Source organism: Streptomyces sp. NL15-2K (assembly GCF_030551255.1).
Lineage (GTDB): Bacteria > Actinomycetota > Actinomycetes > Streptomycetales > Streptomycetaceae > Streptomyces.
The window spans coordinates 11,013,983-11,038,483 of the sequence record NZ_CP130630.1 but is presented as its reverse complement, the minus strand read 5'-3'; the positions used below and the strand labels follow the sequence as shown (position 1 = coordinate 11,038,483).

Genomic DNA, 24,501 nt, shown 5'->3' with positions numbered 1-24,501 from the left:
CTCCCTGCCACTCGACCGCGCGTCAGCGGCCGGAGCGGATCAGGCCCGTCAGATAGCGCCACAGCGATGAGCGCTGCCGGGCGGACGGGTCCGGCAGAACCGTCTCGGCCGGCTCCGACGCCGGGTCGTGCGACAACGGTCGCACGGGCACCGAGGCGAGTTCGTACCGTACGGGCAGCGAGCGCAGGCCCCGCATGAACGGCGAGGAACGCCACGGCAGTTGGTCGACGGGGAGAGCCAGGTCCAGGTGGGAGAACCGCTCGAACAGGCGGCCCACACCGACCGCCGCGACCGTCGACGCGAGCTCGCGCGACGGGCACTGGCGGCGGCCCGCTCCCCAGGCCAGGTGGGCGCGGCTGCTGACCGTGGTGTTCGACGCCACGTTGTCGGCGAAGAGCGGGTCGGCGTGCGCCGCGGCGGAGGAGACCCACACCGGGTCGCCCGCCCGGATCGTGTAGTTCCCGAGCGGAGTGTCCTTGGCCGCGAAACGCGGGACGAAGTTCACCAGCGGCGGCTTGCGCATGACCACCCGGTTCATGGTCTCCCTGACCATCCCGGCGGACAGGCTGGCACGCGCGCCGCCGTCACCCGAGATGACCTCGACCACCGTGTTGGATATGAGGATGCCGACGTGGTCGGACGTCATGCCCAGCAGCATGAACAGCTCGCGGGCCAGCTCGTCGAGGGAGAGGTCGGGGTGCGCGGCCAGCAGGTACGACGGGAAGTCGTCCCCCGGCGTCTTGAGCTTCATAGCCGCCAGTTCGGCCAGGGTCGCCAGCAGCCGCTCCAGGGCGGGCTCCGCGTCCGGACCCGCGTCCAGCACCCGCCACATGTCCATCAGCGCGTCGTCGCCCTGGGAACCGGGGAAGCCGAGCAGATGGCTGGCCACCATCAGCGGCAGCGGCCGGGAGAACTGAGCGGACAGGTCCGCCAGGCCGGTGGCGCCGGCCTGACCCACCAAGGTGATCAGTTCGTCGGCGTAGGCGGTGACGGCCGTCTTCAGCCTCTTCGCCTGGGGGTGGCGCGTGTCCTGGAACGGTTTGAGGGCCGCGTCCCAGGCCGCCCGCAGCGGCCGGTATCCGGGACCGCCCTGGATCAGCACATGGTTGACCTCCAGGGACGGCCCGAGCGGCCAGTCGGCCGGCACGCGGCCCTCCGAGCGGGCCCGCCAGCTCTCCAGCCCCTTCGGCCACCCGTCGTCGTCCTGGAGCACCTGGAGCGCCTCCCGGTAACCCAGGACCAGCCAGGCGGGTACGCCCAGCAGGTCGACCGGCGCGACCGGGCCGTGCCGCTGCCTCAGCCGCTCGTAGACGAGCGAGGGACGCGTCTCGTAGTCCCGGGTCAGCAGCGGTTCAGGAGTCATCGCCTCCAACCGGGTGTCGTCCAGGTCCACGGATCCGCCATCACCCAACTCGGATTCCATCGTCTTGCCGCCCCTCCGACACTCCCCGCACCGGCGTACCAGTCGGTAACTGGAAACGGTGGGGACCCTACCCCAGGCCGCGTCCGCGGGCGAAGAGGGGTGCGCGAGGCTGTCCCGGCGCGCGCGACCACCTGCGCGGCCGCATGCGCGGGCGCGGCTCGTGAAGGGCGGGGCGCGGCTCGTGGGCGGGCGGGGCGCGGCTCGTGGGCGGGCGGGGCGCGGCTCGTGGGCGGGCGGGTGCGCGGCTTGTGGGCGGGCGGGGCTTCCGTCGGGGTGGCGAGCATTTTGGGTCGGCGACGGTCACCGCGTTTGCCGGAATGATCACAATATCGTTCCGGTCCTCCGCCTGCTCGAACCGCGTGGTGACATAGCTCCGCATGCCGTCCCCGACACACTTCGTGGCGAGATCTCCGATGCCGTCCGGCATCGTGCACACCTCGGCCGGCCTCCTGGCATGGGTTCGATCATGGCAAGTGGCAGCATCTCGCCCGTCGTGCCGGTCCGGCAGGCGCATACTGGTGACAATGAGAAAGTCACCCATGCCCAAGCGCCATCTGCCGACCAGCCCCTTCCAGGCTCCGGTCGCGCCAACTCCCAAGCATTTCACCGTAGGAAGCCGTGTCACGCACGATGTGTACGGCCTCGGCCGCGTGACCGGCATCGAGGAGGGGATCGCGGTTCTCGTCGATTTCGGTTCGGTACAGACACGGATCTTGAGTCCGTACACCAAGCTGACCAATCTCTGAGATCTGCTGCGCCCGCGCCGGTCGGGGCGCAGCAGGCGGTCGCCCGCTTCCGGCATCGGAAGCGGTTCTTCCGCACCCCGCTCTGCTTGGCATGCCCACAATGAAGGCGAGACGTCTCATCGACACGACCCCGCTGTTCTCCGACCCGGAGCCGACTCCCCTCCAGGCCACGACGGCATCCCCGCCTCCGCACAAGAATCCCTTCCAGGCCCCGGCCGTGACGGAGGACACCTCCCAAGCTCCCGCCACCTCGACCGCGCCCACGGTCCCCGGCACCCGGAATTAACCACGCGGCCCCCGCAGTTCGCAGGTGTCCGCCCATCATCTGCCCGCAAGGAAGCTCACGGGGACCTTTTGGTCGGGCCTGGCTGTCGGGCATCACCGAACGCAACGGCCACACGATCACCGTCGACCGCGGCGAGGACGGCCTGCCGCTGGCCCTGGTCCACTCGGCGGGCCACCACGTGAAACTGTCCGTCGGCGACGGCCTGGTCACCGCCCTGTCCCTGGCCGGCGCGGGCGAGGGCGGCGCGGATCTGCCCCTGATGAGCTACGGCTACCAGGACGGCAACCTCACCGCCGTCACCAAGCCCTCCGGAGCCACCACCAGCTTCGTCTACGACGACCGCCGCCGCGTCATCGCCTGGATCGACTCCAACGCAAGCCGCTACGACTACGTCTACGACGACCGCGACCGCGTCGTGGCGGAGGGCGGCGAGGCCGGCCACGTCCAGCTCACCCTGGCCTACACCGAACCCGACCCCGAGACCGGCCACCGCACCACCACCCTCACCACCGCCGGCGGACACACCACCCGCCACGTCATCGACAACCACTGCCGGGTGATCGCCACCACCGACCCCGTCGGCCACACCACCCGGTTCCGCTACGGTCCGAGCGGCGATCTGCTGTCCCGCACGGACCCACTGGGCCGCACCACCACCTTCTCCTACGACGAGGAGGGCCGGGTCGTGTCCGCCACCCGTCCGGACGGGAACGTGCTGCGCGCCGTGCGCGGCCCATTCGGCCTGCCGGTGGAGGTCGTGGGCCCGGACGGATCCCGCAGGACCCAGGAGTTCGACGAACGCGGCAACCGCATATCGGTCACCGACGAGGGCGGCGCCACCCACCGCTACACGTACGACCAGGCCGGGCGGCTCACCTCGATCACCGACGCCCTCGGCGGCACCACCCGCGTGGTGTGCGACGCGGCGGGGCTGCCCGTGGAGGTGACCGACCCGGCGGGCTCCACCATGCGCACGGAGCGCGACGCCCTGGGCCGCCCGGTCCGCGTCACCGATCCGGCGGGCGGCGTCACCCGCCTTCAGTGGCACGCCGACGGGCAACTCGCCTGTCGCACGGTCCCCGACGGCGGCACGGAATCGTGGACCTACGACGGTGAGGGCAACTGCCTCACCCACACCGACGCGGCGGGCGGCGTCTCCCGTTTCGAGTACACCCACTTCGACCTGCCGGTAGCCCGCACCGGACCCGACGGCGCACGCTACGAGTTCGAGCACGACGCCGCCCTGCGCCTCACCCGCGTCGCCAGCCCGCAAGGGCTGACCTGGACCTACGAGTACGACGCCGCCGGCGACGTCGTCTCCGAGACCGACTTCGACGGCCGCACCCTCACCTACCACTACGACGCCGCCAGGCAGCTCGCCGACCGCGTCGACGCGCTCGGCGGAACCATCTCGTTCGAACGTGACCAGCTCGGGCAGGTGATCCGCAAGGACGTCGACGGCCGTGTGACGACCTACGCCTACGACAGGGCCGGGCGCATGCTGGAAGCGGTCGGCCCGGACAGCGAAATCCGGTACCAGTACGACCGGCGGGGGAACGTCAAGACCGAACTGGTGGACGGCCGTCCCCTCGTCCACACCTACGACGCCCTGGGCCGCCGCACGCGCCGCACCACCCCCACCGGTCACGTCACCTCCTACGCCTACGGCGCCGACGGAACACCGCACCGCCTGACCACCGGCGGTCACCACGTCGACTTCACCCACGACGCCGCCGGCCGGGAGCTCGCCCGCGTCTTCGGCGACGCGATCACCATGACCTACGCCTGGGACGAGGCCGGACGACTCACCGGGCAGCACATCACCGCCGGAGCGCACACCGTCAACAGCCGCGCCTACACCTACCGCGCCGATGGCCATCCGACCTCCGTCACCGACCAGTTGTCGGGCACCCGCACCTTCGACCTCGACCCGATCGGCCGGGTCACCGCAGTGCGCGCCCACGGCTGGACGGAGCGGTACACCTACGACGCGGTCGGCAACCAGGCCTCGGCCTCCTGGCCGTCCCGCCACCCTGGCAACGAGGCCACCGGACCGCGCGCCTACACCGGCACCGCCATCACCCGCGCCGGAGACGTCCGTTTCGAGCACGATGCCCTGGGCCGTGTCACCCTGCGACAGAAGACCCGTCTGTCCCGCAAGCCCGACACCTGGCGCTACGAGTGGGACACGGAGGACCGTCTCACCTCCGTGACCACCCCCGACGGGACGCGGTGGAGGTACCGCTACGACCCGCTGGGCCGCCGCACCGCCAAACAGCGCCTGGCTGACGACGGCGAGAGCGTGGTCGAGGAGGTCCGTTTCACCTGGGACGGCTCGATTCTGTGCGAACAGACCAGCCACCAACCGGAACTTGGCAACACGGTCGCCCTCACCTGGGACCACCATGCCGACGTCCCCTTGGCCCAGACCGAACGCATCCTCACGACTGACGACCGCCAGGAGGAGATCGACCGCCGGTTCTTCGCCATCGCCACCGACCTCATCGGCACCCCCACCGAACTGATCGACGAGACCGGCGACATCGCATGGCGCTCACGGGCCACCCTGTGGGGCACTACCGCCTGGGCCCGCGACAGCAGCGCCTACACCCCGCTCCGCTTCCCCGGCCAGTACTACGACCCCGAGACCGGCCTCCACTACAACCACTTCCGCCACTACGACCCCGAGACCGGCCGCTACACCTCCCCGGACCCGCTCGGGCTCGGCCCTGCGCCCAACCCCGCCGCCTACGTCGACAATCCATACTCCTGGACAGACCCGTTGGGGCTCGCCCCGTGCCCTCGAGGCGCGTGGGCGGACAAGGCCGACTTCTCCAGCCAGAAGGTGATGAGTAAGAAGTTCCATGCTCACGCGGGGGATTTCCTCGACAATCCCGGCAACCTGAACGGGGCCAACCTCCAGCGGTTCCAAGAGGCCATGCGGGAGCACATGACAGCAGACGGAACGAAGATATACCGTTTCGACTACAGAAATCAGGGGCCAGCGGTCGGGTTCATCGATCCAGCATCCCAGAAAATGGTCATGCTGCACGCCGATGGTAGATTCTGGTCGGCCTGGGAACTGGGCGACAAACAGTTCCAGGGAATCATCGACAAAGGGTTTCTGTGGTGACCGATTCAGAAAACGAAAAGTCATCGGACCTGAGGGCCGTACTCGGTACGGACGGCGCCTTCACCTCGTCCTGGCTGCGCGACAAATCGGTGGCCCCTGTACCTGCGGGCGCACAGATCGACGCGGCGTTGGCCCGTCGGATCACTGCCGGCTGTCGCGCTGTCGGCGCATCACACATCCTCGGCACGAGCCTCGCCGACACCCCCGGTGCGCCGACCGGTACGACAACCCGGCTCTCCGCCCCCGGAGATTGCACGGGTATCCGCCCACCCTTCCTGCTCCGCACCCCCGACTCGCACGGGGCCGTCCTCTTCCCGGAAGCGGGCCACGCACTGATCGCGGGAACCGCTGCTTTCATGGCCGCAGCGGTCAGCGAGGGGGCCGATACGGCGCGTGCACGCTTCGGCCGTTATGCGCGCGCCCTCATGGAACGTCATCCCTCGCTGTCGGCCGTGGCAGCCGCTCACCCACCCGAGCACAGGGCGTGGTCCCACCTCGACGACGTCGACCCGACCAGTGCGGCGGCGCGGCAAGTGGCGCTGCTGGACGCGTTCACCGACGGGACGTGCAGCGCCCCGGACTTCGCACATGGCTGGTGGGAGGCCCGACGCGCTTCCCGGGCGAACGGGGAACGGGTCCAGGGCGCACTCGGCGCTCTCTTCGACCGGGTGTTCATGATTCTTGAGGACTACTCGGTCGATCCTGACCTGGCCGAACCCGGCGACCTTGACGATGCCGGACTCCAAACCGCCGTGCGCGCGGCCTGGGACGCGTATCGGAACTCCGGAACCGACCAAAGTCAGCAGTGAACAACCCAAGTCCGACGCATCCCTCGCGAAAAGCACGGGCGCAATCTCTTTCCCGGACGGCATTCACCATGAGAATCACCCTCGACGGCGACTGGCATGCGACGGTGACGGACGATCCAGTGCGCATCACCCCGCGCTTCGACTTCCCGGGCCAATGTGTGCGCATTGCGGAGTACGCGGACGTGAAGGAATGGCAGCGGTTCCTCGTGGAGACTTTCGGCAGCCGGGAGTGGCTGTGGGACGCTCCCGACGAGCTCCGGTTCGACCAGGCCGGCCGGAAACTGGTCGGCGCCGGGTTCCGATTGCCCGGTGAGGCCGCCGACGCCGAGGACTCCGGCCGCGTTCCCGCCACACCCTCCGTCCACCCGGGCGGCCTTCGCGCGGACAAGGCCCAGGACTTCCGCCTGGAGGTGACCACGGAGCTCTGCCGTGCCCCCGGAGATACCGTTCTCACCTGCCTGCGCGACCTCGACGTCCTGGACGAGCCACTGGAGGCCCGCATCGGCATCGCCCCCGACGTGGCCCTCCTCGTCCAGCACGGCACCGTAGTCGGCTGGAGCCTGACCGACCCGGTCCGGTACCTGACCACGGGGTTCGCCGCCCCCGACCCCAACCCGCCCTCTCCCGCCACCCGTCGGCTGCTCACCGAATGTCTGGACCTGATCACCACGCCGCTGCTCGACGAGGTGCGGGACCGGGCCCCGGCCGCCCTGGACCGGCTCCGGGCGCTGGACCAGGCCCTGCGCGCCCAGCGCGAGGACCGGCACCGCGCCGACGCCCTGCTCTCGCTCATCGGCAACCTGGTCGAGGACTACGCCGACCGGCCGACCGGGCAGAAGCCGTGAACCTCGTCAGCCGAGGAAGGTGAGACGTACCTTCCGCTCGGGGTTGTCCTTGTTGGTGTCCACCAGACACACCGACTGCCAAGTCCCGAGCTCCAGCCTCCCGCCGACGACGGGAAGCGTGGCGTGGGGTGGGACGATCGCCGGGAGGACGTGGTCGCGGCCGTGGCCGGGACTGCCGTGGCGGTGCTGCCAGCGGTCGTCGGCCGGGAGGAGGGTGTGCAGGGCGGCGAGGAGGTCGTCGTCGCTGCCGGCACCCGTCTCGATGATCGCGATGCCGGCGGTGGCGTGCGGTACGAAGAGGTTCAGGAGGCCGTCGCGACCGGCGGCCACCTCCCGCAGGAAGGCCTCGCAGTCGCCGGTGAGGTCGGTGACGCGTTCCGTGGAACCGGTGGCCACGTTCAGGACTCGGGTGGTGAAAGCGTCTGACATGCTTCCCATACTGACCCACGCGCCGCGCTTCACACGCGATCCTTCCGCCCGGCGCCTGATACGAGGGTTCCACTCCGCGAGACACCATTGACCGTGGCCACGCCATCTGGCTACTTTCGGGCACATGTTGCGTTCAGCCCTGCTCACCACGCGCGGTCACATCGACCTGCTGCGGGTGGCCTCCGCCGCGTGTCGTCGCGGCCGCTGACGCCCTCTCACCTCTCTCCCGCCTGCTCCGCCCCGCCGTACCTGCACGTCTGACTCATCCCTGAGCTGAGACGTGGCGGCGCCGCCCAGGCGTGTCTCCTCACCGGCCGCTCTCCTCCCCGTGGAGCACTCATGAGCATCAGCCATGCCCCGCCCGGCTCTTCCGAACCCGATATTTCGGAAATATCCAAGCCTGTCGACCTCCGGTCGGCGCCCGGCCTCGAACCCATCGTCCCCACCCCTTCCCGCCGTACCCGCGCCCCCCGCTGGCTGCGCCGCACCACCGGCCCGCTCCTGCTGCTGGCGTTGTGGCAACTCCTCAGCAGCACCGGCGTGCTGACCCCCGACGTGCTCGCCTCGCCGGGCCGGATCGCCGAAGTCGGCCGAGATCTGATCGCCGACGGTTCGCTGCCCTCCGCCATGGGCACCTCGCTGCGGCGCGTGGCGGCCGGACTGCTGCTCGGCACCGTCGTCGGCACCGGACTCGCCCTCGTCTCGGGCCTGTTCCGGAAAGGCGAGGACCTCGTGGACGCTCCCGTCCAGATGCTGCGGACCGTGCCCTTCGTGGGACTCATCCCGCTGCTCATCATCTGGTTCGGCATCGGCGAGGCCCCCAAGATCGCCATCATCACCCTCGGCGTGACCTTCCCGCTCTACCTCAACGTGTACGCCGGTATCCGCGGCGTGGACGCCCAGCTGATCGAGGCCGGGGAGTCCCTCGGGCTCTCGCGGTGGGGGCTGGTACGGCATGTCGTCCTGCCGGGTGCGCTGCCCGGGGCCATGACGGGTCTCAGGTACTCCCTCGGCATCGCCTGGCTCGCGCTCGTCTTCGCCGAGCAGGTCAACGCGGACTCGGGCATCGGGTTCCTCATGGTCCAGGCGCGGGACTTCCTGCGGACCGACGTCATCGTGGTCTGCCTGATCGTCTACGCCTTCCTCGGCCTGCTGGCCGACTTCGTCGTCCGCTCCCTCGAAAGGCTGCTGCTGCAATGGCGACCGACGTTCACCGGCCGGTGACCACCACACCGTATGCCGTGCGGGTCGAGGGGCTGACCCGCTCCTTCGACGGCCGCGCTGTCATCGACAAGCTTCAACTCGACGTCCGCCCGGGCGAGTTCGTCGCCCTGCTCGGTCGCAGCGGCTGCGGCAAGTCCACCCTGCTGCGCATCCTGGCCGGCCTCGACCGGGACATCGAGGGCACCGTCCTGGTACCCCGCCGCAAGGCCGTCGCCTTCCAGGCACCGCGGCTGATGCCGTGGAAGAAGGTGTGGCGCAACGTGCTGCTCGGCCTGCCGGGCAAGCCCGAGCGCGCCGTCGCCGAGCGGGCCCTGAAGGAGGTCGGCCTGGATCAGCGCTCCGACGCCTGGCCCAAGACCCTGTCCGGCGGCGAGGCCCAACGTGCCTCGCTTGCCCGGGCGTTGGTCCGCGAGCCCGATCTGCTGCTGCTCGACGAGCCGTTCGGCGCCCTCGACGCCCTCACCCGGATCAAGGCGCAGCGTCTGGTGGGTGAGCTGTGGCAGCGCCGTGGGTGCGCCGTGCTGCTCGTCACGCACGACGTGGAGGAGGCCGTCCTCCTCGCCGACCGCGTCCTGGTGATGGACGACGGTGTCATCGCGCACGAGCGGGAAATCCACCTGGACCGGCCGCGTGACATCACCGACCCCCGCTTCGCCGAGCTGCGCTCCGACCTCCTGGAACGCCTGGGCGTCGACACCGCTGCCGAAGCCGCCTGAACTCCCCTTCCACCACCCTCAGTACACCAGAACGGATCCACCATGCGACGACGCCTCGCCCCCGCAGCGCTGCTCCTCCCCCTGGCCCTGCTCCTGACCGCCTGCGGCGGCAACTCGGCGGCCTCGGCGGGTGGAGACACCGACGGCAGTGGCTCTCTCACGCTCAACGTCGGTGATCAGAAGGGCGGTTCCGAGGCCATCCTGCGGGCCGCCGGAGAACTCAAGAATCTCGACTACAAGATCAAGTGGTCCACCTTCACCTCCGGCCCGCCCCTGCTGGAAGCCGTCAACGCGGGCGCCGTCGACATCGGCGGCGTCGGCAACACCCCGCCGGTCTTCGCGGCCGGCGCCGGCTCCAAGATCTCGGTGGTGGCCGCCTGGCACGGCACGTCCAAGGGCGACACCATCCTCGTACCGAACGACTCGAAGCTGACGAAGCCCGCGGATCTGAAGGGCAAGTCGGTCGCCGTGGCGCAGGGCTCCTCCGCGCACTACCAGCTGGTCGCCTCCCTGAGGAAGGCCGGGCTGAGCCCGAGCGACATCAAGGTCAAGTACCTCCAGCCGGCCGACGCACTGGCCGCGTTCACCTCCGGCAAGGTGGACGCGTGGGCGGTGTGGGACCCGTACACCTCGCAGGTACTCAAGGCCGAGCAGGGTCGTGTCCTGACCACGGGCGACGGAGTGACCAACGGGCTCACCTTCCAGGTGGCGGCGCCCAAGGCGCTTGCGGACAAGAAGAAGACCGCCGCCGTCAAGGACTACCTGGAGCGGCTGCGGCGCGCCTACACGTGGGTGTACGACCACGAGCAGGAGTGGGCGGAGGTCTGGGCGAAGGACACCGGGCTGCCCGAGGACGTGGCGCTGGCCGCGGTGAAGCGCACGTACACCACCCGGATCGAGGTCGCGGTCGACAAGCCGCTCATCGCCTCCGAGCAGGAGATCGCCGACACCTTCACCCAGCTGAAGCTCATCCCGCGCAAGGTCGACTTCGCCGACTTCACGGACCCACGGTTCAACGGCGACCTCCCGCCGTCGACCACCACGCCCCGCCCCTCGGAAGGCTCGTGACATGACCGTCCATCTCCACTGGTTCCTGCCGACGGGCGGCGACGGCCGCACCCTCGTCGACCGGCACGCGTACGGGCCCAACCAGGCCGGGCCGGTCCGCGGGGTGCGTCCGCCCGACATCGAGTACCTCGCCCAGATCGCCAAGGCCGCCGAGCAGTTGGGCTTCGAGGCGGTGCTCACGCCGACCGGCACCTGGTGCGAGGACGCCTGGCTGACGACCGTGGCGCTCACCCAGCACACCGAACGGCTGAAGTTCCTGGTGGCGTTCCGGCCGGGGCTTGTCTCGCCGACGCTCGCCGCGCAGATGGCGGCCACCTATCAGCGCGTCACGCGCGGCCGGCTGCTGCTGAACGTCGTCACGGGCGGCGACTCGGCCGAGCAGCGGCGCTTCGGCGACCGGCTCGACCACGACCGGCGGTATGCCCGTACGGACGAGTTCCTGTCGGTCGTACGAGGGGTGTGGCGCGGGGAGCCGTACGACTTCCACGGCACCCACTACCAGGTCGACGGCGGGCTGACCGCGCTGCCGCCGGACCCGGTGCCGCAGCTGTTCTTCGGCGGCTCGTCGGCGGCGGCCGGGCCGGTCGCGGCCCGGCACGCGGATGTGTATCTGACCTGGGGCGAACCGCCGACGCAGGTCAAGGAGAAGATCGACTGGATCCGGTCGCTCGCCGAGCGGGAGGGCCGCACGGTCCGCTTCGGGATCCGGCTGCACACGATCTCGCGCGACTCGTCGGCCGAGGCGTGGGCGAGCGCGCACCGGCTGCTCGACGACCTCGACGCGGACACCGTCGCGGCCGCGCAGGCGGCGCTCGGGCGGAGCGAGTCGGTGGGCCAGCGGCGCATGCTGGCCCTGCACGGCGGCTCCCGCGACGAGCTGGAGATCTACCCGAATCTGTGGGCGGGCGTCGGTCTCGTCCGGGGCGGCGCGGGCACCGCCCTCGTGGGCAGCCATGCCGAGGTCGCCGACCGGATCGAGGAGTACCACGCGCTGGGCGTCGAGCACTTCGTGCTCTCCGGGTATCCGCACCTGGAGGAGGCGTACTGGTTCGGGGAGGGTGTGATACCCGAGCTGGCGGCCCGAGGGCTGGTCGAGAGTGCGCCTACCGGTGCGCCGGTCCTCGTGGCCGGCGGGCGCTGATCTGTCGGGAAGATCCACGCACCCGGTGCGGTTAGTAGAACCGTGAACAACATCCAGGTAGTCGTCATAGGCGCCGGCCAGGCCGGACTGGCCGGTGCCTATCACCTGCGCCGCACCGGATTCGAGCCGGAACGCGACTTCGTCGTGCTCGACCACTCCCCCGGTCCCGGCGGCGCCTGGCAGTACCGGTGGCCGTCGTTGACGTACGGCAAGGTGCACGGCATGCACGCGCTGCCCGGCCTGGAACTCACGGACGCCGATCCGGCGCGGCCGTCCTCGGAGGTCATCGCCGAGTACTTCGACACGTACGAGCGCTCCTTCGACCTGCGGGTACGGCGGCCCATCGATGTCCGTGCCGTGCGCGAGGGGGCGGACGGGCGGCTGCTGGTCGAGACCTCGGCCGGGGACTGGTCGACGCGGGCGCTGATCAACGCGACCGGCACCTGGGACCGGCCGTTCTGGCCGCGCTACCCCGGCCAGGAGACGTTCCGGGGACGGCAGTTGCACACCGCGCAGTACCCGGGGCCCGAGGACTTCGCCGGGCAGCGGGTCGTGGTGGTGGGCGGGGGCGCGTCCGGCACGCAGCACCTGCTGGAGATCGCCCCTTATGCGGCGGCCACCACGTGGGTGACCCGGCGGCCGCCCGTCTTCCGCGAGGGCCCCTTCGACGAGGACGCGGGCCGGGCGGCGGTCGCGCTCGTCGAGGAGCGGGTACGGCAGGGACTGCCGCCGAAGAGTGTCGTCTCGGTGACGGGGCTGCCGCTCAACGACGCGATCCGGCAGGGGCTGACGGACGGTGTCCTGGACCGCCTGCCGATGTTCGACCGGATCACACCCGACGGGGTGGAGTGGCGGGACGGACGGCGTGTGCACGCCGACGTCATCCTGTGGGCGACCGGATTCCGGGCCGCCATCGACCATCTGGCACCCCTCAGGCTGCGCGAGCCCGGTGGCGGCATCCGCGTCGACGGCACCCGTGCGGTCGCCGATCCGCGGATCCACCTCGTGGGCTACGGCCCGTCGGCGAGCACCATCGGCGCCAACCGGGCGGGGCGTGCGGCCGTACGTGACATCAGGAGGCTGCTGGCCGAGGAGGCGGTCGCCGCGTGATGTCCCCTCCCGGCCCGACCGGCGACGCGAGGCGCACGGCACACCGCGCGCCCTGACTCACGTCCTGGACTGCGGGCTCGCCTTCTGCTGGGCGTTGAACTCCGCGACGTTGCGCTGGTGTTCCGCGTAGTCGGCCGTGAAGCGCGTGTCGCCCTGCTTGACCGTGACGAAGTACAGCCAGTCGCCCGGGGGCGGGTTGATCACGGCGCGCATCGCGTCCTCGCCCGGGTTGTCGATCGGCGTGGGCGGCAGTCCCATGCGCTGGTACGAGTTGTAGGGGCTCTGGATCCGCGTGTCCGCGTCCGTCGTCTTCAGCGTGAAGCGGCCCAGCGCGTAGTTGATGGTGGAGTCCATCTGCAGCGGCATGCCGCGCTCCAGGCGGTTGAAGACGACCCGGGCCACTTTCCCCATGTCGGCCTTGGTGGCTGCCTCGGCCTGGACGATGCTCGCGACGGTGACCGCCTGATAGACGTTCATCGCGTTGCGCTGGGCGCCGGCCGCGACCGGGGCGCCGTTGAACTTCCGATTCGCGGTGTCGACCATGAACGACAGCAGCGACTCGGGCGTCGCCTTCTTGCCGCCGTGTTCGAGCGGATATGTCGCCGGGAAGAGGTAGCCCTCCGGATTGCCCTCCGCGTCGTTCGGCAGCCTCAGGGCGGCCTTACCGAGGGACTTCTTGGTGGTGCCCGCGGGCAGGGCGAGGGCCTTGTCGACGGCCTGGTACACCTGGCCCGCGCGCCAGCCCTCCGGGATCACCAGGGCGGGCGGCTTCTCCTCCCCGTCACCGGCCAGGGTCAGCAGCGGCACCGCCACAGCGGTGCCGGCCACGACGGCCCCGGTCGCGATGAGGGCGAGACGGCCCCGGCGCGTCAGTCGGATCGTGCTCCGTGGCGGATTGTTGATCTGCATGCGGGCACGGTAACCCGCTAAAGCCTATAAACCCGACATATCGTCATCCTGTCGGCTCCAGTTGGGCGTCCCGGCGGACCAGGGCCGCATACCGTCCGTCCCGCTCCAAGAGCTCCTCGTGCGCGCCGCGTTCGGCCACCCGTCCGGACTCCAGAACCACGATCTGGTCGGCACCCCGAACGGTGGACAGGCGGTGCGCGATGGTGAGGGTGGTGCGGTTGGCCGAGAGGGCGTCGATGGCCTCCTGGACGGCGTGTTCGGTGCGGGTGTCCAGCGCGCTGGTCGCCTCGTCCAGGATCAGCACCGGCGGGTCACGCAGGATGGTGCGGGCGATGGCCAGACGTTGCTTCTCGCCACCGGAGAAGCGGTGGCCGCGCTCGCCCACGACGGTGTCGTAGCCGTCGGGCAGCGAGGCGATGTGGTCGTGGATCTGGGCCGCCTTCGCCGCCTGCTGGAGCTCCTCGTCGGTGGCGTCCGGCTTGGCGAAGCGCAGGTTGTCGGCGACCGAGGCGTGGAAGAGGTACGTCTCCTGGGAGACGACGCCGATCGCGCGGGCGAGGGTGCCGAAGTCGAGGTCGCGGACGTCGACCCCGTCGAGGGTGACCCGGCCGCCCGTCACGTCGTACAGCCGCGGCACCAGATAGCCCAGCGTGGACTTGCCGGCACCGGTCGGGCCGACGACCGCGAGACTGCCGCCCGCGGGGACGGTGATGTCGATGCCGTCGAGGATGGCGTCGGCCTTGTCGTCGTATCGGAAATCGACGTTCTCGAAGCGCACCTCGCCCTTGATCTTGTCGAGGCGAACGGGCCGTTCCCGCTCCGTGATGTCGATCGGCAGGTCGAGGTACTCGAAGATGCGCTGGAAGAGCGCGAGCGAGGTCTGGATCTGGACGCCGGTCGACAGCAGGCTCACGGCCGGGCGGAACAGGCCCTGCTGGAGCGAGACGAAGGCGACGATGGTGCCGATGGAGACCTCGGGGCCACCCGTCTGGAGGGCGAGGCCCGCGGTCCAGTAGATGACGGCGGGCATGGCGGCCATGACGATCGAGATGACGGCCATGCGCCAGCGCCCGGCCATGTTCGACCGCACTTCGAGGTCGACCAGTTCCTCGGACTCCCCGGAGAAGGACCGGGTGAGCGAGTCGGAGCGGCCCATCGTGCGGCCGAGCAGGATGCCGCTGACGGAGAGCGACTCGGTGACGGTCGCGGCCATCGCGGCCATCTGCTTCTGGCGCTGCGTGGTGATCTTCTTGCGTTCACTGCCGACCCGGCGGCTGATCCACACGAAGACCGGCAGCAGGACCAGGGAGACGACGGTCAGGCGCCAGTCGAGGGCGACCATCGCGATGATCGTGGCGACCACGCTGGTCAGGTTGGAGACCAGGGAGGTGGCGGTCGAGGTCACGGTGGCCTGCATGCCGCCGATGTCGTTGGCGATGCGGGACTGGACCTCGCCGGTCCGCGTGCGCGTGAAGAAGGCGAGGGACATGCGCTGCAGGCGGCCGTAGACCGCGGTGCGCAGGTCGTGCATGACGCGCTGGCCGACCGTCGTGGAGATCAGGGTCTGCAGGACGCCGAAGATGCTGGTGAGAACGGCGCTGAGGATCATGCCGAGGGCGAGCAGGCTCAGCAGGCCGGTGCGGCCCTCGGGGATGGCGACGTCCAGCGTCTCCTTCAGCAGGAACGGGGTCGCCACGGTGACCAGGGACGAGGCGCCGACCAGCAGGCCGACGACCGCGAGCCGGCCGCGGTAGGGCTTGAAAAGCTTGAGGATACGGCGCACCTGCCGGGGTTGCTCGGTCGAGGTGCCGGGTGCGGGGGTCCAGGTGATGTCGTCGCGGGGCATGGCTCCTACGGAGGGTGAGACGGTGAGGACTGACGGAGCTTAGCTCATTGTTACCTCTACTCACAATGAGCGGGGTCCTGATATTGTTCCCGCATGACCACCCCCGATTCCGATGGTGTGCTCGCCGAGCAGTTGCTGCGACTCACGCGCCGCGTGCACCGGATCCAGAAGCGCCATCTGGAGCGGCGCGGCCTCGGCGTGACCCCGGCGCAGTCCCGGCTGCTGCGCACCCTCGCGCACTACGACGCGCCGCCCCGCATGGCCGACCTCGCGGAGCGGCTCGAGGTGGTCCCGCGTGCCGTGACGACTCTGGTCGACGGGCTGGAGTCGAACGGGAAAGTGCGGCGCGCGCCCGATCCGACGAACCGGCGGGTGATCCGGATCGAGCTCACGGACGACGGGCACAAGGCGCTGCGGGAGCTGCGGGAGGCGCGGCGGTCGGCGGCGGAGGAGATTCTGGCGCCGCTGACGGATGAACAGCGTGCGGTGCTGGGCGGATTGCTGGACACGCTGATGGACGGGGCCACCGCCCAGCGGTGCTGAGTACGCGAAACGGCCGCGGCCACCGCTCCGTACTGCTGGAGCGGTGGCCGCGGCCCGGCTGTCCGGCGTGGGACCTCAACCGGCCTCGGAGGCGGTCTCCTTGGCCGTCTGGGCCGGTACGGTGGCGGGTCCCTCGGGCTGCGGCTCCTCAGGCCCCGGCTTCTCAGGCCCCGGCTTCGTGAGCTCCGGCTTCCCAGGCTCCGACTTCGCGAGCTCCGGCTTCCCAGGCTCCGACTTCGCGAGCTCCGGCTTCTCCGAGTCCTCGTCCTCCGCCGAGAACACGATCTCGCCGTCCAGGACCTTCTTCGCCTTGTCGGCGTCCAGCGCACCCTCCCAGCGGGAGACGGCGAAGACGGCGACGCAGTTGCCGAGCAGGTTCGTCACGACGCGCATCGAGTCCATGATGCGGTCCACGCCGAGGAGCAGCGCGACGGCGCCGGCCGGGATGGCACCCAGCGACGATGCGGTCGCGGACAGGGCGAGGAAGGCCGAACCGGGAATGCCCGCCATGCCCTTGCTGGTCAGCATCAGCACCAGGATCACGGTGATCTGCTGGCTCAGGCTGAGGTCCACGCCCACGGCCTGGGCGATGAACAGCGTGCCGATGGACAGGTAGAGCGAGGCGCCGTCGAGGTTGAAGGAGTAGCCCGTGGGCAGCACCAGACCCACGGCGTCGTCGCGGGCGCCGGCCCGGCGCAGCTTCAGCATCACGCGCGGCATGACCGACTCGGTGGAGGCGGTGCCGAGCGCGAGCAGCATCTCCTCGCGGATGTAGCGCAGGAACTTCCAGAGGCTGAGTCCGGTGACCGCCTTGAGCGCGACGGCGAGGAGCACGATGAAGAGCGCGGCGGCCGCATAGCACAGGATGATCAGCTTGGCGTAGGTCTCGATGACGCCGAGGCCGTACTGGCCGATCAGGACGGCCATGGCACCGAACACCGCGATCGGGGCGAGTCGCATGATGAAGCCGACGACCGCGAAGATGATCTCCTGGGCCTGCTCGATGGCGGGCAGCACCTTCGGCACCCTGGTGTGGCCGAGGTGGAGCAGCGCGGCGCCGACCAGGCAGGCCAGGATGAGCACCTGGAGGAGTTCGTTCTCGGCGAAGGCGCCGACGAAGCTGGTGGGAATCGCGTTGACGATGAACTCGGTCGTCGAGGGCAGCGAACCGCCGCCCGTCTTCGCATCCACCGCCGAGGTGTTCAGCGTGGACGGGTCGACGTTCATCCCCGAGCCGGGCTGGACGATGTTGGCGGCCAGGAGTCCGATGATCAGGGCGAGCGTGCTCGCGACCTCGAACCAGATCAGCGCCTTGAGTCCGATCCTGCCGAACGCCTTCAGATCACCGGCCTTGGCGATGCCGACGACGACCACGCAGAACACCAGGGGGGAGATGATCGTCTTGATGAGCCGGGTGAAACCGTCGCCGAGCGGCTGGAGTTCCGCGGCCGCGTCGGGCCACAGCTTTCCTACGACGATTCCGAGCACGAGTGCGCAGGCGACCTGCGCGAAAAGAGAGGTACGCAGCATGCGTGCGACGCGTCGCGGCAGCGACGGTACGGACGGCGGCACAGGCACTCCTTGTGGGGACGGATGGCGGCAGAAGCCGGGGACGGGACTTCTGCGATACGGAAAGCGGATTCCGTGCCGATCACTTTGGGGGCACCGTTGATCCCACACAAGACCGCCGCGTTTCAGCCAGGTAAATCACGCCACCTGTGACGCATCGCACACAACTCGCCTCAGCAGCCGCCGCGATCCTCGGTGAGCACCCCCTGGACGGTCGTCAACGAGCGGTCGTAACACCCGGACGAGCCGTGGATCCGGTAGCGCTCGCTCGTCGTGCCGACCGCGTGCCGCTGGTCGCGGGGCACGTTCACGGTGTACGTCGCGTCGCCGCTGTAGGTGTCGTCGAGCCGCGACCAAGCGGTACGCCGGCCGCCGCGCGACTCGACGACCGCGGCACGGTCACCGAGGGTCAGCACGGTCCGCAGCCGGTCGCCCGCGCCGAGCGTGGTCGTGCCGTCCATCGTGTACGTCCGCTGCGTGCGCGTCGTACGGGCCGGGCCGCGCCCGTCGACAGTGACCGACTCGTCGTCCGCCCAGGTGGCGTCGAGCGCGTCCATATTCTCGCCGTCGGTCCAGCGGTGCGTGGAGGTGTTCGCCAGCGATCGGCTCACGGTGGTCGTCACCCGGCCGTGCGAGGTGTCGACGTATCCCGCGACGGTCAGCCGGTGATGACCCTCCGTGTCCACGCGGTGCTCGGAACCGGGTGTGTACGTCGAGGAGTTGGCGAGGTCCCCGCTCTTGTGCACGGTGAGCTTCCCGCCGACGTGCGTGCTCTTCGCGTCCTGCCAGACGAGGACGTTGACCGGCGCGCTCCAACCGCTCTGCCCCTCGGGCACGCCGACGACGGAGACCTCGACGCGGTGCGGGCGGCCGTCGTTGAGGATTCCGGCGAAGGGTGTCAGGTCGTATTCGATCGGCTTGATGTCGAAGGCGCGCGGTCCCGGAACGACGTACCAGAGGAAGGGATTGGACCAGCCTCCGGTCCACACGGTCGGGAACGGCGCGGCGATGCCCGCGAGTTGTCCGTCGACCTTGATCTGGACCTCACGGTAGGGGCCGTCGTCGGCCTGGCAGGAGTACGGGGCCGCGTCGGGCACCGTCAGGTACCAGTACTCCTCGCAGCCGCCGCCGGAGCCGGTGGCGTACACCTCGGCGACGATGCGTTCGCTGTTGCGCGGGGTGGTGAGGGTGGACCCGTCGTCGAGGGTCAGGACCTGGTCGGGGGCGGCCGGCTTGCCCGGGTAGAACGTCAGGGTCACCTTGACGTCGATGATCCCCGTGTACGTGTCGTCGACGACGTTCCCGATGAGCATCTCGACGTCCTGGCGGCCGCGGAAGGTGTCGCTGTAGCGCGTGACGTCCTTCTCCACGGACCATTCGATGCCGTCGGGCGAGGGCTGGGGCGTCGACGTACGGAAGATCTCCACCCCGCCGACGTGCAGATGTCCGAGCCGGTCGAACTGGCGTCCCTTGACCTTGCCGTCCAGGCGCAGCACGACCTTGCTCCAGCGGTCGCCGCAGCCCTCGGGCGGTGTGTACGTGCCCTTGTACGGGGTGAAGTCACGGAACTGCGCCTCGGCGAGCGTGACTCGGCAGGCCTTTCCGGCGGGCTTGGTGACCGGCGGGGCTGCCGTGAGGGGGTCGTGCCAGTCGGTGCCGAACTCGGCCGGGACCGGGGTGTCTGCGGATCGAGCGGGGCTCGCCCCGAGGAGGGTGCTCGCCACGAGGGTCGCTCCGGCGAGCATGGACATGAGGATCCGTCTCTTCATGGCCGGTGTTCTACGGCGAGTTGGGGGTCTCCCGCAATGAGGCCTCCCCTATGGGCGTGAGGCCTTCAGGTCCGCCCTGTCCCCCATCACCACCACGGGATGCCGATCCGGATCGAGCGTGCGCAACAGGTACCGCATGGCCGGCTTGGACAGACTGACGCAGGCCGACGTACCGCTGCCGTGGTCCAGGTGCAGCCAGATCCCGCCGCCCTTGGATGCGCCCTCGGGGCGGACCGGGTCGTTCGGCGGGGTGCCCTTGACGCGGTTGTAGTCGATGGCGATGACGTAGTCGAAGTCGTGCCAGTACGACTTGGCCCACCAGCGCGGGGCCGCGAAGGCGGCGGACCGCGTGTACGGGAGCTCGGTCCCCGGGTCCGGGAGCACACCCCCCGCGTCGCTGAGCGTGAACACGCCGACGGGGCTGCGGTCGTCGTCCTCGTGGTGGTCGGTGGTCCAGCCCTTCTTGCCGTTGTGTGCCGGCCAACTGCGGGTGCGGTCCCAGGTGGAGCCGCGTTTGGTGTAGAGCACGACCGTGGACCGGGCGGAGTTCTTGCCGTCGCCGTAGACCGCCACGACCTGGCGGGAGTCGGCGGGGATCCGCCGGCGCAGCCGGTCGCCGACATCCGGGATGCGCGTCGGGTCGGCGGTGGCCGGGCGGGTGTGGGCGGGCTTGCCCGCGGCTCTCGTCTCCGTGCCACCCGGATGCGCCGGACCCGAACCGCCGCAGCCGGCCAGGGCGGTCAGGCCCAGGGCCGCGGGCACGACCACCGCACGCCACGCACCATCACTCCGCATCGCTCCATGGTCCCACCGAGTGCAGCCGGTTCTGTGCGGCGGGGCGGAAAACCGCTTGCTTCCGACCACGCACCGACGCGAACCTTTCACGGTTTGTTGCCGCCGTTCGCGGTCCCTTCCACCCCTTGACACGAGCCACTGGGACGTCATGCAGATTCAAGACCTTCCGTATCCCGACCCAGGTGTGCCGGACGCACGCTCGGGTCCCCGATTTCTGTGGTGGCTCTTCAAGAACCAGCTGGGCGGGCAGCTCAAATCGCTGGCGTGGGGGCTGCTGCACTTCATGTCCGTCGCCGCGCTGCCGTTCTGCGTCGGTCTCGCCATCCAGGCCGTCGTCGACCGCTCCGGTGCCCGGCTCGCCCTCGCGGGCGGGCTGCTGGCCCTGGCCTGCGTCGGCAACGCGCTCGGCGAGACCTTCCTGCACCGCTCCGCGGTCACCAACTGGATCGGCGCCGCCGCCCGCGTCCAGCAGCTCCTGGCACGCAAGGCCGCCCAGCTGGGCTCGGCGCTGACCCGGCGCGTCGCGGCCGGCGAGGTGGTGGCCGTCTCCACGGGCGACGTCGAGAAGATCGGCTGGTTCGTGGAGGCCTGGTCGCGGTTCACCGCGGCGGCGGTCACCATCGTGCTGGTCTGCGTCGGCCTCGTGGTCTACCAGCCGGCGCTGGGCGCGGTGGTGGCCATCGGCCTGCCGGTCCTCGCACTCGCCGTGCTGCCGCTCCTGCCCCGTGCGACCCGGCGGGCCGACTTCCAGCGGGAGAAGGCCGGACGCGCCACCGAACTGGCCTCCGACACCGTCGCGGGCCTGCGCGTCCTGCGCGGCATCGGCGGCGAGGAACTCTTCCTCGACCGCTACCGCCGCGCCTCGCAGGAAGTCCGTCACGCGGCCGTGCGCAGCGCCCGGATGTGGTCCCTGATCTCCGCCATCCAGGTGCTGCTGCCGGGGCTGCTGCTGATCGCGGTCGTCTGGAACGGCGTCCATCTGGCCCGCCAGGGCCGGATCGGCGTCGGCGAACTGGTCACCGTCTACAGCTCGGTCATGGTCCTCACCTATCCCTTGCGCCATTTCGAAGAGATCGCGATGGCCTACTCCTTCTCGCGGCCCTCGGCCCAACGGGCCGCCCGCGTGCTGTCGCTGGAGCGCGCCACGGACACCGGCGGATCGCGCGCCGCCGACCTGCCCTCCGGTGACCTGTACGACCCGGCCACCGGACTGCTGGCACCCACCGGCCGGCTCACCGCGGTGGTGTGCGGCGACCCGGACGCCGCCGGCCGGCTGGCGGAACGGCTGGGCGGACACGCCTCGGAAGCGGGCACATCGGCGCTGCTGGGCGGCGTGCCGCTGGACGAACTGCCGCTCGACACCGCACGGACAGCCGTCCTCGTCCAGGACAAGGACCCGGTGCTGCTGTCCGGCTCGCTGCGCGAGCTGCTCGACGTGCCCGCCTCTGGTGACGTCCGGGCGGAGGAGGCGCTGGAGGCCGCGCAGTGCGGGGACGTGCTGGCGGCACTCGTCCAGGGGGCGCTGGACGCCGAGGATCCGCTGGACGCCCACATCACCGAACGCGGCCGCTCCCTCTCCGGCGGCCAGCGCCAGCGGCTCGCGCTGGCCCGGTCGCTGATCACCGACCCGGAGGTGCTCGTCCTGGACGAGCCGACCTCGGCCGTCGACTCCCACACGGAGGCGCGGATCGCCGAGGGAGTGCGGGATCTGCGGGCGGGCCGCACCACCGTGGTGTTCACCTCCTCGCCGCTGCTGCTGGACCGCGCGGACCGGGTCGTCCTCGTCCATGAGGGCGAGGTCGCGGCGGTCGGCGTGCACCGCGAACTGGTGCACGACGAGCCCCGGTACCGGGCGGTCGTGACGCGCGAGACCGACGAGGAGGCCGTCGTGAGCGGCGTGCTGGAAAAGCTGGACGAACTGGAAGAAATCGAGGAGACAGCATGATCGGCGTAGCGCCACCGGCGTACGACCCGGCGGCCCCGACGACGGCGAACACCCTGCCCGTCGGCGCCGCCACGACCGTCCGCGCCTACGTGACCGAACTGTTCCGTCGGCACCGCCGTGCCCTCCTGCTCCTCGTCACCGTCAACACGGTCGCCGTGGTGGCCTCGATGGTGGGCCCGTGGCTGCTGGGCGGACTCGTGGAGCGCGTGTCGGACGGGGCGCGTGAGCTCCATCTGGGGCTGACGACCGGGCTGTTCGTCCTCGCCCTGATCGTGCAGGCCGGGTTCGTGCGGCAGGTGCGGCTGCGCGGCGCGGTGCTCGGCGAGCGGATGCTGGCCGACCTGCGCGAGGACTTCCTCGTCCGGTCGGTCGGACTGCCGCCGGGCGTCCTGGAGCGGGCCGGGACGGGCGACCTGCTGTCCCGGATCACGACCGACATCGACCGGCTCGCCAACGCGATGCGCGAAGCCGTGCCCCAGCTGGCGATCGGCGTGGTGTGGGCGGCCCTCCTGCTGGGCGGTCTCGTGATCACGGCGCCGCCCCTCGCGGCCGCCGTGCTGCTGGCCGTGCCGCTGCTGGTCGTCGGCTGCCGCTGGTACTTCAAGCGGGCGCCATCGGCCTACCGATCGGAGGCCGCCGGGTACGCCGCCGTAGCCGCCGCGCTCGCGGAGACCGTGGACGCCGGACGCACCATCGAGGCCCACCGGCTCGGCGAGCGCCGCATCGCGCTGTCGGAGCGCCGGATCAAGGAATGGACGGCCTGGGAACGCTACACACTCTGGCTGCGGTCGGTGCTCTTCCCCATCTTCAACGTCACCCATGTGACGGTCCTCGCGTCCGTGCTGATGGTCGGCGGCGTGTTCGTCCTGCAGGGCTGGATCGGGGTCGGCCAGCTGACGACGGGTGCGCTCATCGCGCAGATGCTCGTCGATCCGGTCGGGCTCATCCTGCGCTGGTACGACGAGCTGCAAGTGGCCCAGGTGTCGCTGGCCCGCCTGGTCGGCGTCCGGGACATCGAACCGGACGCCGGGGACGCCGCGCTCGCGCCCGACGGACGGGACGTGCACGCGGATGAGGTGCACTTCGGCTACCGCGAGGGCGTGGACGTGCTGCGCAAGGTGTCCCTCGAGGTGGCGCCCGGTACCAGGCTGGCGCTGGTCGGCCCCTCGGGAGCCGGCAAGTCGACGCTCGGCAGGCTGCTCGCCGGGATCTACGGACCCCGGGCCGGCCGGATCACCCTGGGCGGCGCCGAACTCTCCCGGATGCCGGCGGAACGGGTCCGCTCGCACGTGGCCCTGGTCAACCAGGAGCACCACGTCTTCGTCGGCTCCCTGCGCGACAACCTCCTGCTGGCCCGCACCGACGCCACCGACGCCGAGCTGTGGGCGGCTCTCGGCGCGGTGGACGCGGACGGATGGGCGCGTGCCCTCGACGACGGGCTGGACACGGAGGTCGGCTCCGGCGGGCTCTCGCTCACCCCGGCCCAGGCCCAGCAGATCGCGCTGGCCCGCCTGGTGCTGGCCGATCCGCACACGCTGGTCCTGGACGAGGCGACCTCCCTGCTCGACCCACGCGCGGCACGCCACCTGGAACGCTCCCTGGCCCGCGTCCTCGACGGACGCACCGTGGTCGCGATCGCCCACCGCCTGCACACCGCCCACGACGCGGACGTCATCGCCGTCGTCGAGAACGGCCGGATCAGCGAGCTCGGCAGCCACGACGAGCTGGTCGCGGCGGACGGCGCGTACGCGGCCCTGTGGCGCTCGTGGCACGGCTGAGCGGCGAGCTCCGCCACGGGCGTCCACCGAGGGCGAGCTGTGCTGGACTGCTGAGCGGCGAGCTCCGCCTCGGAGGGCCGGGCGCCGGGGTCGGCGTGCGGGATGTTCGGCCGCACGGCCGTTCGCCGGGGTCGGCACGCGGGTCACGGCATCGCCGCACGGACGGCCGGGCGCCGGCGACGGCATGCACGACCATCGGCATCCGCACGCACGGCCTGGTACCGGGATCGGCACGCGGACCACGGCATCGCCGCACGGACGGCCGGGCGCCGGCGACGGCATGCGCGACGTTCCGCATCCGCACGGACGGCCGGGCGCCGGGATCGGTACGCAGGTCACGGCATCGCCGCACGGCGGCCAGGCCCCGGAATCGGCACGCAGGTCGCGCCGTCGTCGCGCGGGCAGCTGGAGCGGACC

The 24,501-nt window shown here is 70.7% G+C and carries 20 protein-coding genes; 13 read left to right on the top strand and 7 right to left on the bottom strand.

Going from position 1 to position 24,501, the window contains the following annotated elements; all coding sequences use genetic code 11:
• Positions 1 to 22: 22 nt before the first annotated feature.
• Positions 23 to 1,423 carry a cytochrome P450 gene (locus Q4V64_RS48270; RefSeq protein ID WP_124444419.1) on the bottom strand — a complete coding sequence of 467 codons (1,401 nt, stop codon included), beginning with the start codon at positions 1,421 to 1,423 and terminating at the stop codon, positions 23 to 25.
• A gap of 539 nt (positions 1,424 to 1,962) precedes the next feature.
• Here Q4V64_RS48270 and Q4V64_RS48265 point away from each other — a divergent pair.
• The 5 genes from Q4V64_RS48265 to Q4V64_RS48245 all read left to right on the top strand — a co-directional run bounded on the left by Q4V64_RS48265 (position 1,963) and on the right by Q4V64_RS48245 (position 7,242).
• Entirely contained in the window at positions 1,963 to 2,169 is a 207-nt protein-coding gene (locus Q4V64_RS48265) for a hypothetical protein (protein ID WP_253267379.1), read from the top strand.
• Between the two features lie 100 nt (positions 2,170 to 2,269).
• Positions 2,270 to 2,455, top strand: a complete 186-nt coding sequence (locus Q4V64_RS48260) for a hypothetical protein (protein ID WP_124444417.1) — start codon at positions 2,270 to 2,272, stop codon at positions 2,453 to 2,455.
• Between the two features lie 178 nt (positions 2,456 to 2,633).
• A complete protein-coding gene (locus Q4V64_RS48255) occupies positions 2,634 to 5,588 on the top strand; it encodes an RHS repeat-associated core domain-containing protein (protein WP_253267378.1) in 2,955 nt (984 codons plus the stop codon).
• Positions 5,585 to 6,397, top strand: a complete 813-nt coding sequence (locus Q4V64_RS48250) for a hypothetical protein (RefSeq protein WP_124444415.1) — start codon at positions 5,585 to 5,587, stop codon at positions 6,395 to 6,397. Before Q4V64_RS48255 ends, Q4V64_RS48250 begins: the two co-directional genes overlap by 4 nt.
• A 68-nt stretch (positions 6,398 to 6,465) precedes the next feature.
• Entirely contained in the window at positions 6,466 to 7,242 is a 777-nt protein-coding gene (locus Q4V64_RS48245) for a hypothetical protein (RefSeq protein ID WP_124444414.1), read from the top strand.
• Positions 7,243 to 7,248: 6 nt separating this feature from the next.
• Here Q4V64_RS48245 and Q4V64_RS48240 read toward each other — a convergent pair whose 3' ends face one another.
• The gene (locus tag Q4V64_RS48240; protein ID WP_124444413.1) at positions 7,249 to 7,671 is read right to left on the bottom strand and encodes a YjbQ family protein; all 423 of its coding nucleotides are present in this window, start codon (positions 7,669 to 7,671) and stop codon (positions 7,249 to 7,251) included.
• A gap of 339 nt (positions 7,672 to 8,010) precedes the next feature.
• On the opposite strand from Q4V64_RS48240, the gene Q4V64_RS48235 reads away from it, so the two are divergent.
• From Q4V64_RS48235 to Q4V64_RS48215, 5 genes are read left to right on the top strand one after another with little or no spacing between them, the layout of a single operon-like run.
• Positions 8,011 to 8,895: an ABC transporter permease gene (locus Q4V64_RS48235; protein ID WP_124444412.1), complete on the top strand. Its 885-nt coding sequence runs from the start codon at positions 8,011 to 8,013 to the stop codon at positions 8,893 to 8,895.
• The gene (locus tag Q4V64_RS48230) at positions 8,868 to 9,611 is read left to right on the top strand and encodes an ABC transporter ATP-binding protein (protein ID WP_124444411.1); all 744 of its coding nucleotides are present in this window, start codon (positions 8,868 to 8,870) and stop codon (positions 9,609 to 9,611) included. Before Q4V64_RS48235 ends, Q4V64_RS48230 begins: the two co-directional genes overlap by 28 nt.
• A 42-nt stretch (positions 9,612 to 9,653) precedes the next feature.
• The gene (locus Q4V64_RS48225) at positions 9,654 to 10,679 is read left to right on the top strand and encodes an ABC transporter substrate-binding protein (RefSeq protein ID WP_124444410.1); all 1,026 of its coding nucleotides are present in this window, start codon (positions 9,654 to 9,656) and stop codon (positions 10,677 to 10,679) included.
• Between the two features lies 1 nt (position 10,680).
• On the top strand, positions 10,681 to 11,820 hold the full coding sequence (locus Q4V64_RS48220; protein WP_124444409.1) for an LLM class flavin-dependent oxidoreductase: 1,140 nt from the start codon (positions 10,681 to 10,683) through the stop codon (positions 11,818 to 11,820).
• Positions 11,821 to 11,862: 42 nt separating this feature from the next.
• Positions 11,863 to 12,930: an NAD(P)-binding domain-containing protein gene (locus Q4V64_RS48215; protein WP_124444408.1), complete on the top strand. Its 1,068-nt coding sequence runs from the start codon at positions 11,863 to 11,865 to the stop codon at positions 12,928 to 12,930.
• A gap of 57 nt (positions 12,931 to 12,987) precedes the next feature.
• Here Q4V64_RS48215 and mltG read toward each other — a convergent pair whose 3' ends face one another.
• Both mltG and Q4V64_RS48205 read right to left on the bottom strand, forming a co-directional pair.
• Positions 12,988 to 13,839: an endolytic transglycosylase MltG gene (gene mltG / locus Q4V64_RS48210; protein ID WP_124444407.1), complete on the bottom strand. Its 852-nt coding sequence runs from the start codon at positions 13,837 to 13,839 to the stop codon at positions 12,988 to 12,990.
• A gap of 43 nt (positions 13,840 to 13,882) precedes the next feature.
• Positions 13,883 to 15,685, bottom strand: coding sequence for an ABC transporter ATP-binding protein (locus Q4V64_RS48205; protein ID WP_124444406.1), 1,803 nt, complete (start codon positions 15,683 to 15,685; stop codon positions 13,883 to 13,885).
• Positions 15,686 to 15,778: 93 nt separating this feature from the next.
• Between Q4V64_RS48205 and Q4V64_RS48200 the strand changes: the two genes are divergently transcribed.
• Entirely contained in the window at positions 15,779 to 16,228 is a 450-nt protein-coding gene (locus tag Q4V64_RS48200; RefSeq protein WP_124444405.1) for a MarR family transcriptional regulator, read from the top strand.
• Between the two features lie 75 nt (positions 16,229 to 16,303).
• On the opposite strand, the gene Q4V64_RS48195 is transcribed toward Q4V64_RS48200, so the two are convergent.
• The 3 genes from Q4V64_RS48195 to Q4V64_RS48185 all read right to left on the bottom strand — a co-directional run bounded on the left by Q4V64_RS48195 (position 16,304) and on the right by Q4V64_RS48185 (position 20,361).
• A complete protein-coding gene (locus Q4V64_RS48195) occupies positions 16,304 to 17,800 on the bottom strand; it encodes a cation:dicarboxylase symporter family transporter (protein WP_124444404.1) in 1,497 nt (498 codons plus the stop codon).
• A 170-nt stretch (positions 17,801 to 17,970) separates the two neighbouring features.
• On the bottom strand, positions 17,971 to 19,566 hold the full coding sequence (locus Q4V64_RS48190) for a peptide-N4-asparagine amidase (RefSeq protein ID WP_124444403.1): 1,596 nt from the start codon (positions 19,564 to 19,566) through the stop codon (positions 17,971 to 17,973).
• Positions 19,567 to 19,614: 48 nt separating this feature from the next.
• Complete coding sequence (locus Q4V64_RS48185; protein WP_124444402.1) at positions 19,615 to 20,361, bottom strand: L,D-transpeptidase family protein; 747 nt, start codon at positions 20,359 to 20,361, stop codon at positions 19,615 to 19,617.
• A 148-nt stretch (positions 20,362 to 20,509) separates the two neighbouring features.
• On the opposite strand from Q4V64_RS48185, the gene Q4V64_RS48180 reads away from it, so the two are divergent.
• Both Q4V64_RS48180 and Q4V64_RS48175 read left to right on the top strand, forming a co-directional pair.
• Positions 20,510 to 22,306: an ABC transporter ATP-binding protein gene (locus tag Q4V64_RS48180; RefSeq protein ID WP_124444401.1), complete on the top strand. Its 1,797-nt coding sequence runs from the start codon at positions 20,510 to 20,512 to the stop codon at positions 22,304 to 22,306.
• Positions 22,303 to 24,084, top strand: a complete 1,782-nt coding sequence (locus tag Q4V64_RS48175; protein WP_124444400.1) for an ABC transporter ATP-binding protein — start codon at positions 22,303 to 22,305, stop codon at positions 24,082 to 24,084. Before Q4V64_RS48180 ends, Q4V64_RS48175 begins: the two co-directional genes overlap by 4 nt.
• The last annotated feature ends 417 nt before the right edge of the window (positions 24,085 to 24,501 follow it).

Coding starts and splice junctions, on each gene's coding strand:
- Q4V64_RS48175 (WP_124444400.1), top strand. CDS start 22,303: ATGATCGGCGTAGCGCCACCGGCGTACGACCCGGCGGCCCCGACGACG.
- Q4V64_RS48205 (WP_124444406.1), bottom strand. CDS start 15,685: ATGCCCCGCGACGACATCACCTGGACCCCCGCACCCGGCACCTCGACC.
- Q4V64_RS48225 (WP_124444410.1), top strand. CDS start 9,654: ATGCGACGACGCCTCGCCCCCGCAGCGCTGCTCCTCCCCCTGGCCCTG.
- Q4V64_RS48190 (WP_124444403.1), bottom strand. CDS start 19,566: ATGAAGAGACGGATCCTCATGTCCATGCTCGCCGGAGCGACCCTCGTG.
- Q4V64_RS48270 (WP_124444419.1), bottom strand. CDS start 1,423: ATGGAATCCGAGTTGGGTGATGGCGGATCCGTGGACCTGGACGACACC.
- Q4V64_RS48220 (WP_124444409.1), top strand. CDS start 10,681: ATGACCGTCCATCTCCACTGGTTCCTGCCGACGGGCGGCGACGGCCGC.
- Q4V64_RS48260 (WP_124444417.1), top strand. CDS start 2,270: ATGAAGGCGAGACGTCTCATCGACACGACCCCGCTGTTCTCCGACCCG.
- mltG (WP_124444407.1), bottom strand. CDS start 13,839: ATGCAGATCAACAATCCGCCACGGAGCACGATCCGACTGACGCGCCGG.
- Q4V64_RS48180 (WP_124444401.1), top strand. CDS start 20,510: ATGCAGATTCAAGACCTTCCGTATCCCGACCCAGGTGTGCCGGACGCA.
- Q4V64_RS48230 (WP_124444411.1), top strand. CDS start 8,868: ATGGCGACCGACGTTCACCGGCCGGTGACCACCACACCGTATGCCGTG.
- Q4V64_RS48245 (WP_124444414.1), top strand. CDS start 6,466: ATGAGAATCACCCTCGACGGCGACTGGCATGCGACGGTGACGGACGAT.
- Q4V64_RS48240 (WP_124444413.1), bottom strand. CDS start 7,671: ATGTCAGACGCTTTCACCACCCGAGTCCTGAACGTGGCCACCGGTTCC.
- Q4V64_RS48200 (WP_124444405.1), top strand. CDS start 15,779: ATGACCACCCCCGATTCCGATGGTGTGCTCGCCGAGCAGTTGCTGCGA.
- Q4V64_RS48185 (WP_124444402.1), bottom strand. CDS start 20,361: ATGCGGAGTGATGGTGCGTGGCGTGCGGTGGTCGTGCCCGCGGCCCTG.
- Q4V64_RS48235 (WP_124444412.1), top strand. CDS start 8,011: ATGAGCATCAGCCATGCCCCGCCCGGCTCTTCCGAACCCGATATTTCG.
- Q4V64_RS48265 (WP_253267379.1), top strand. CDS start 1,963: ATGCCCAAGCGCCATCTGCCGACCAGCCCCTTCCAGGCTCCGGTCGCG.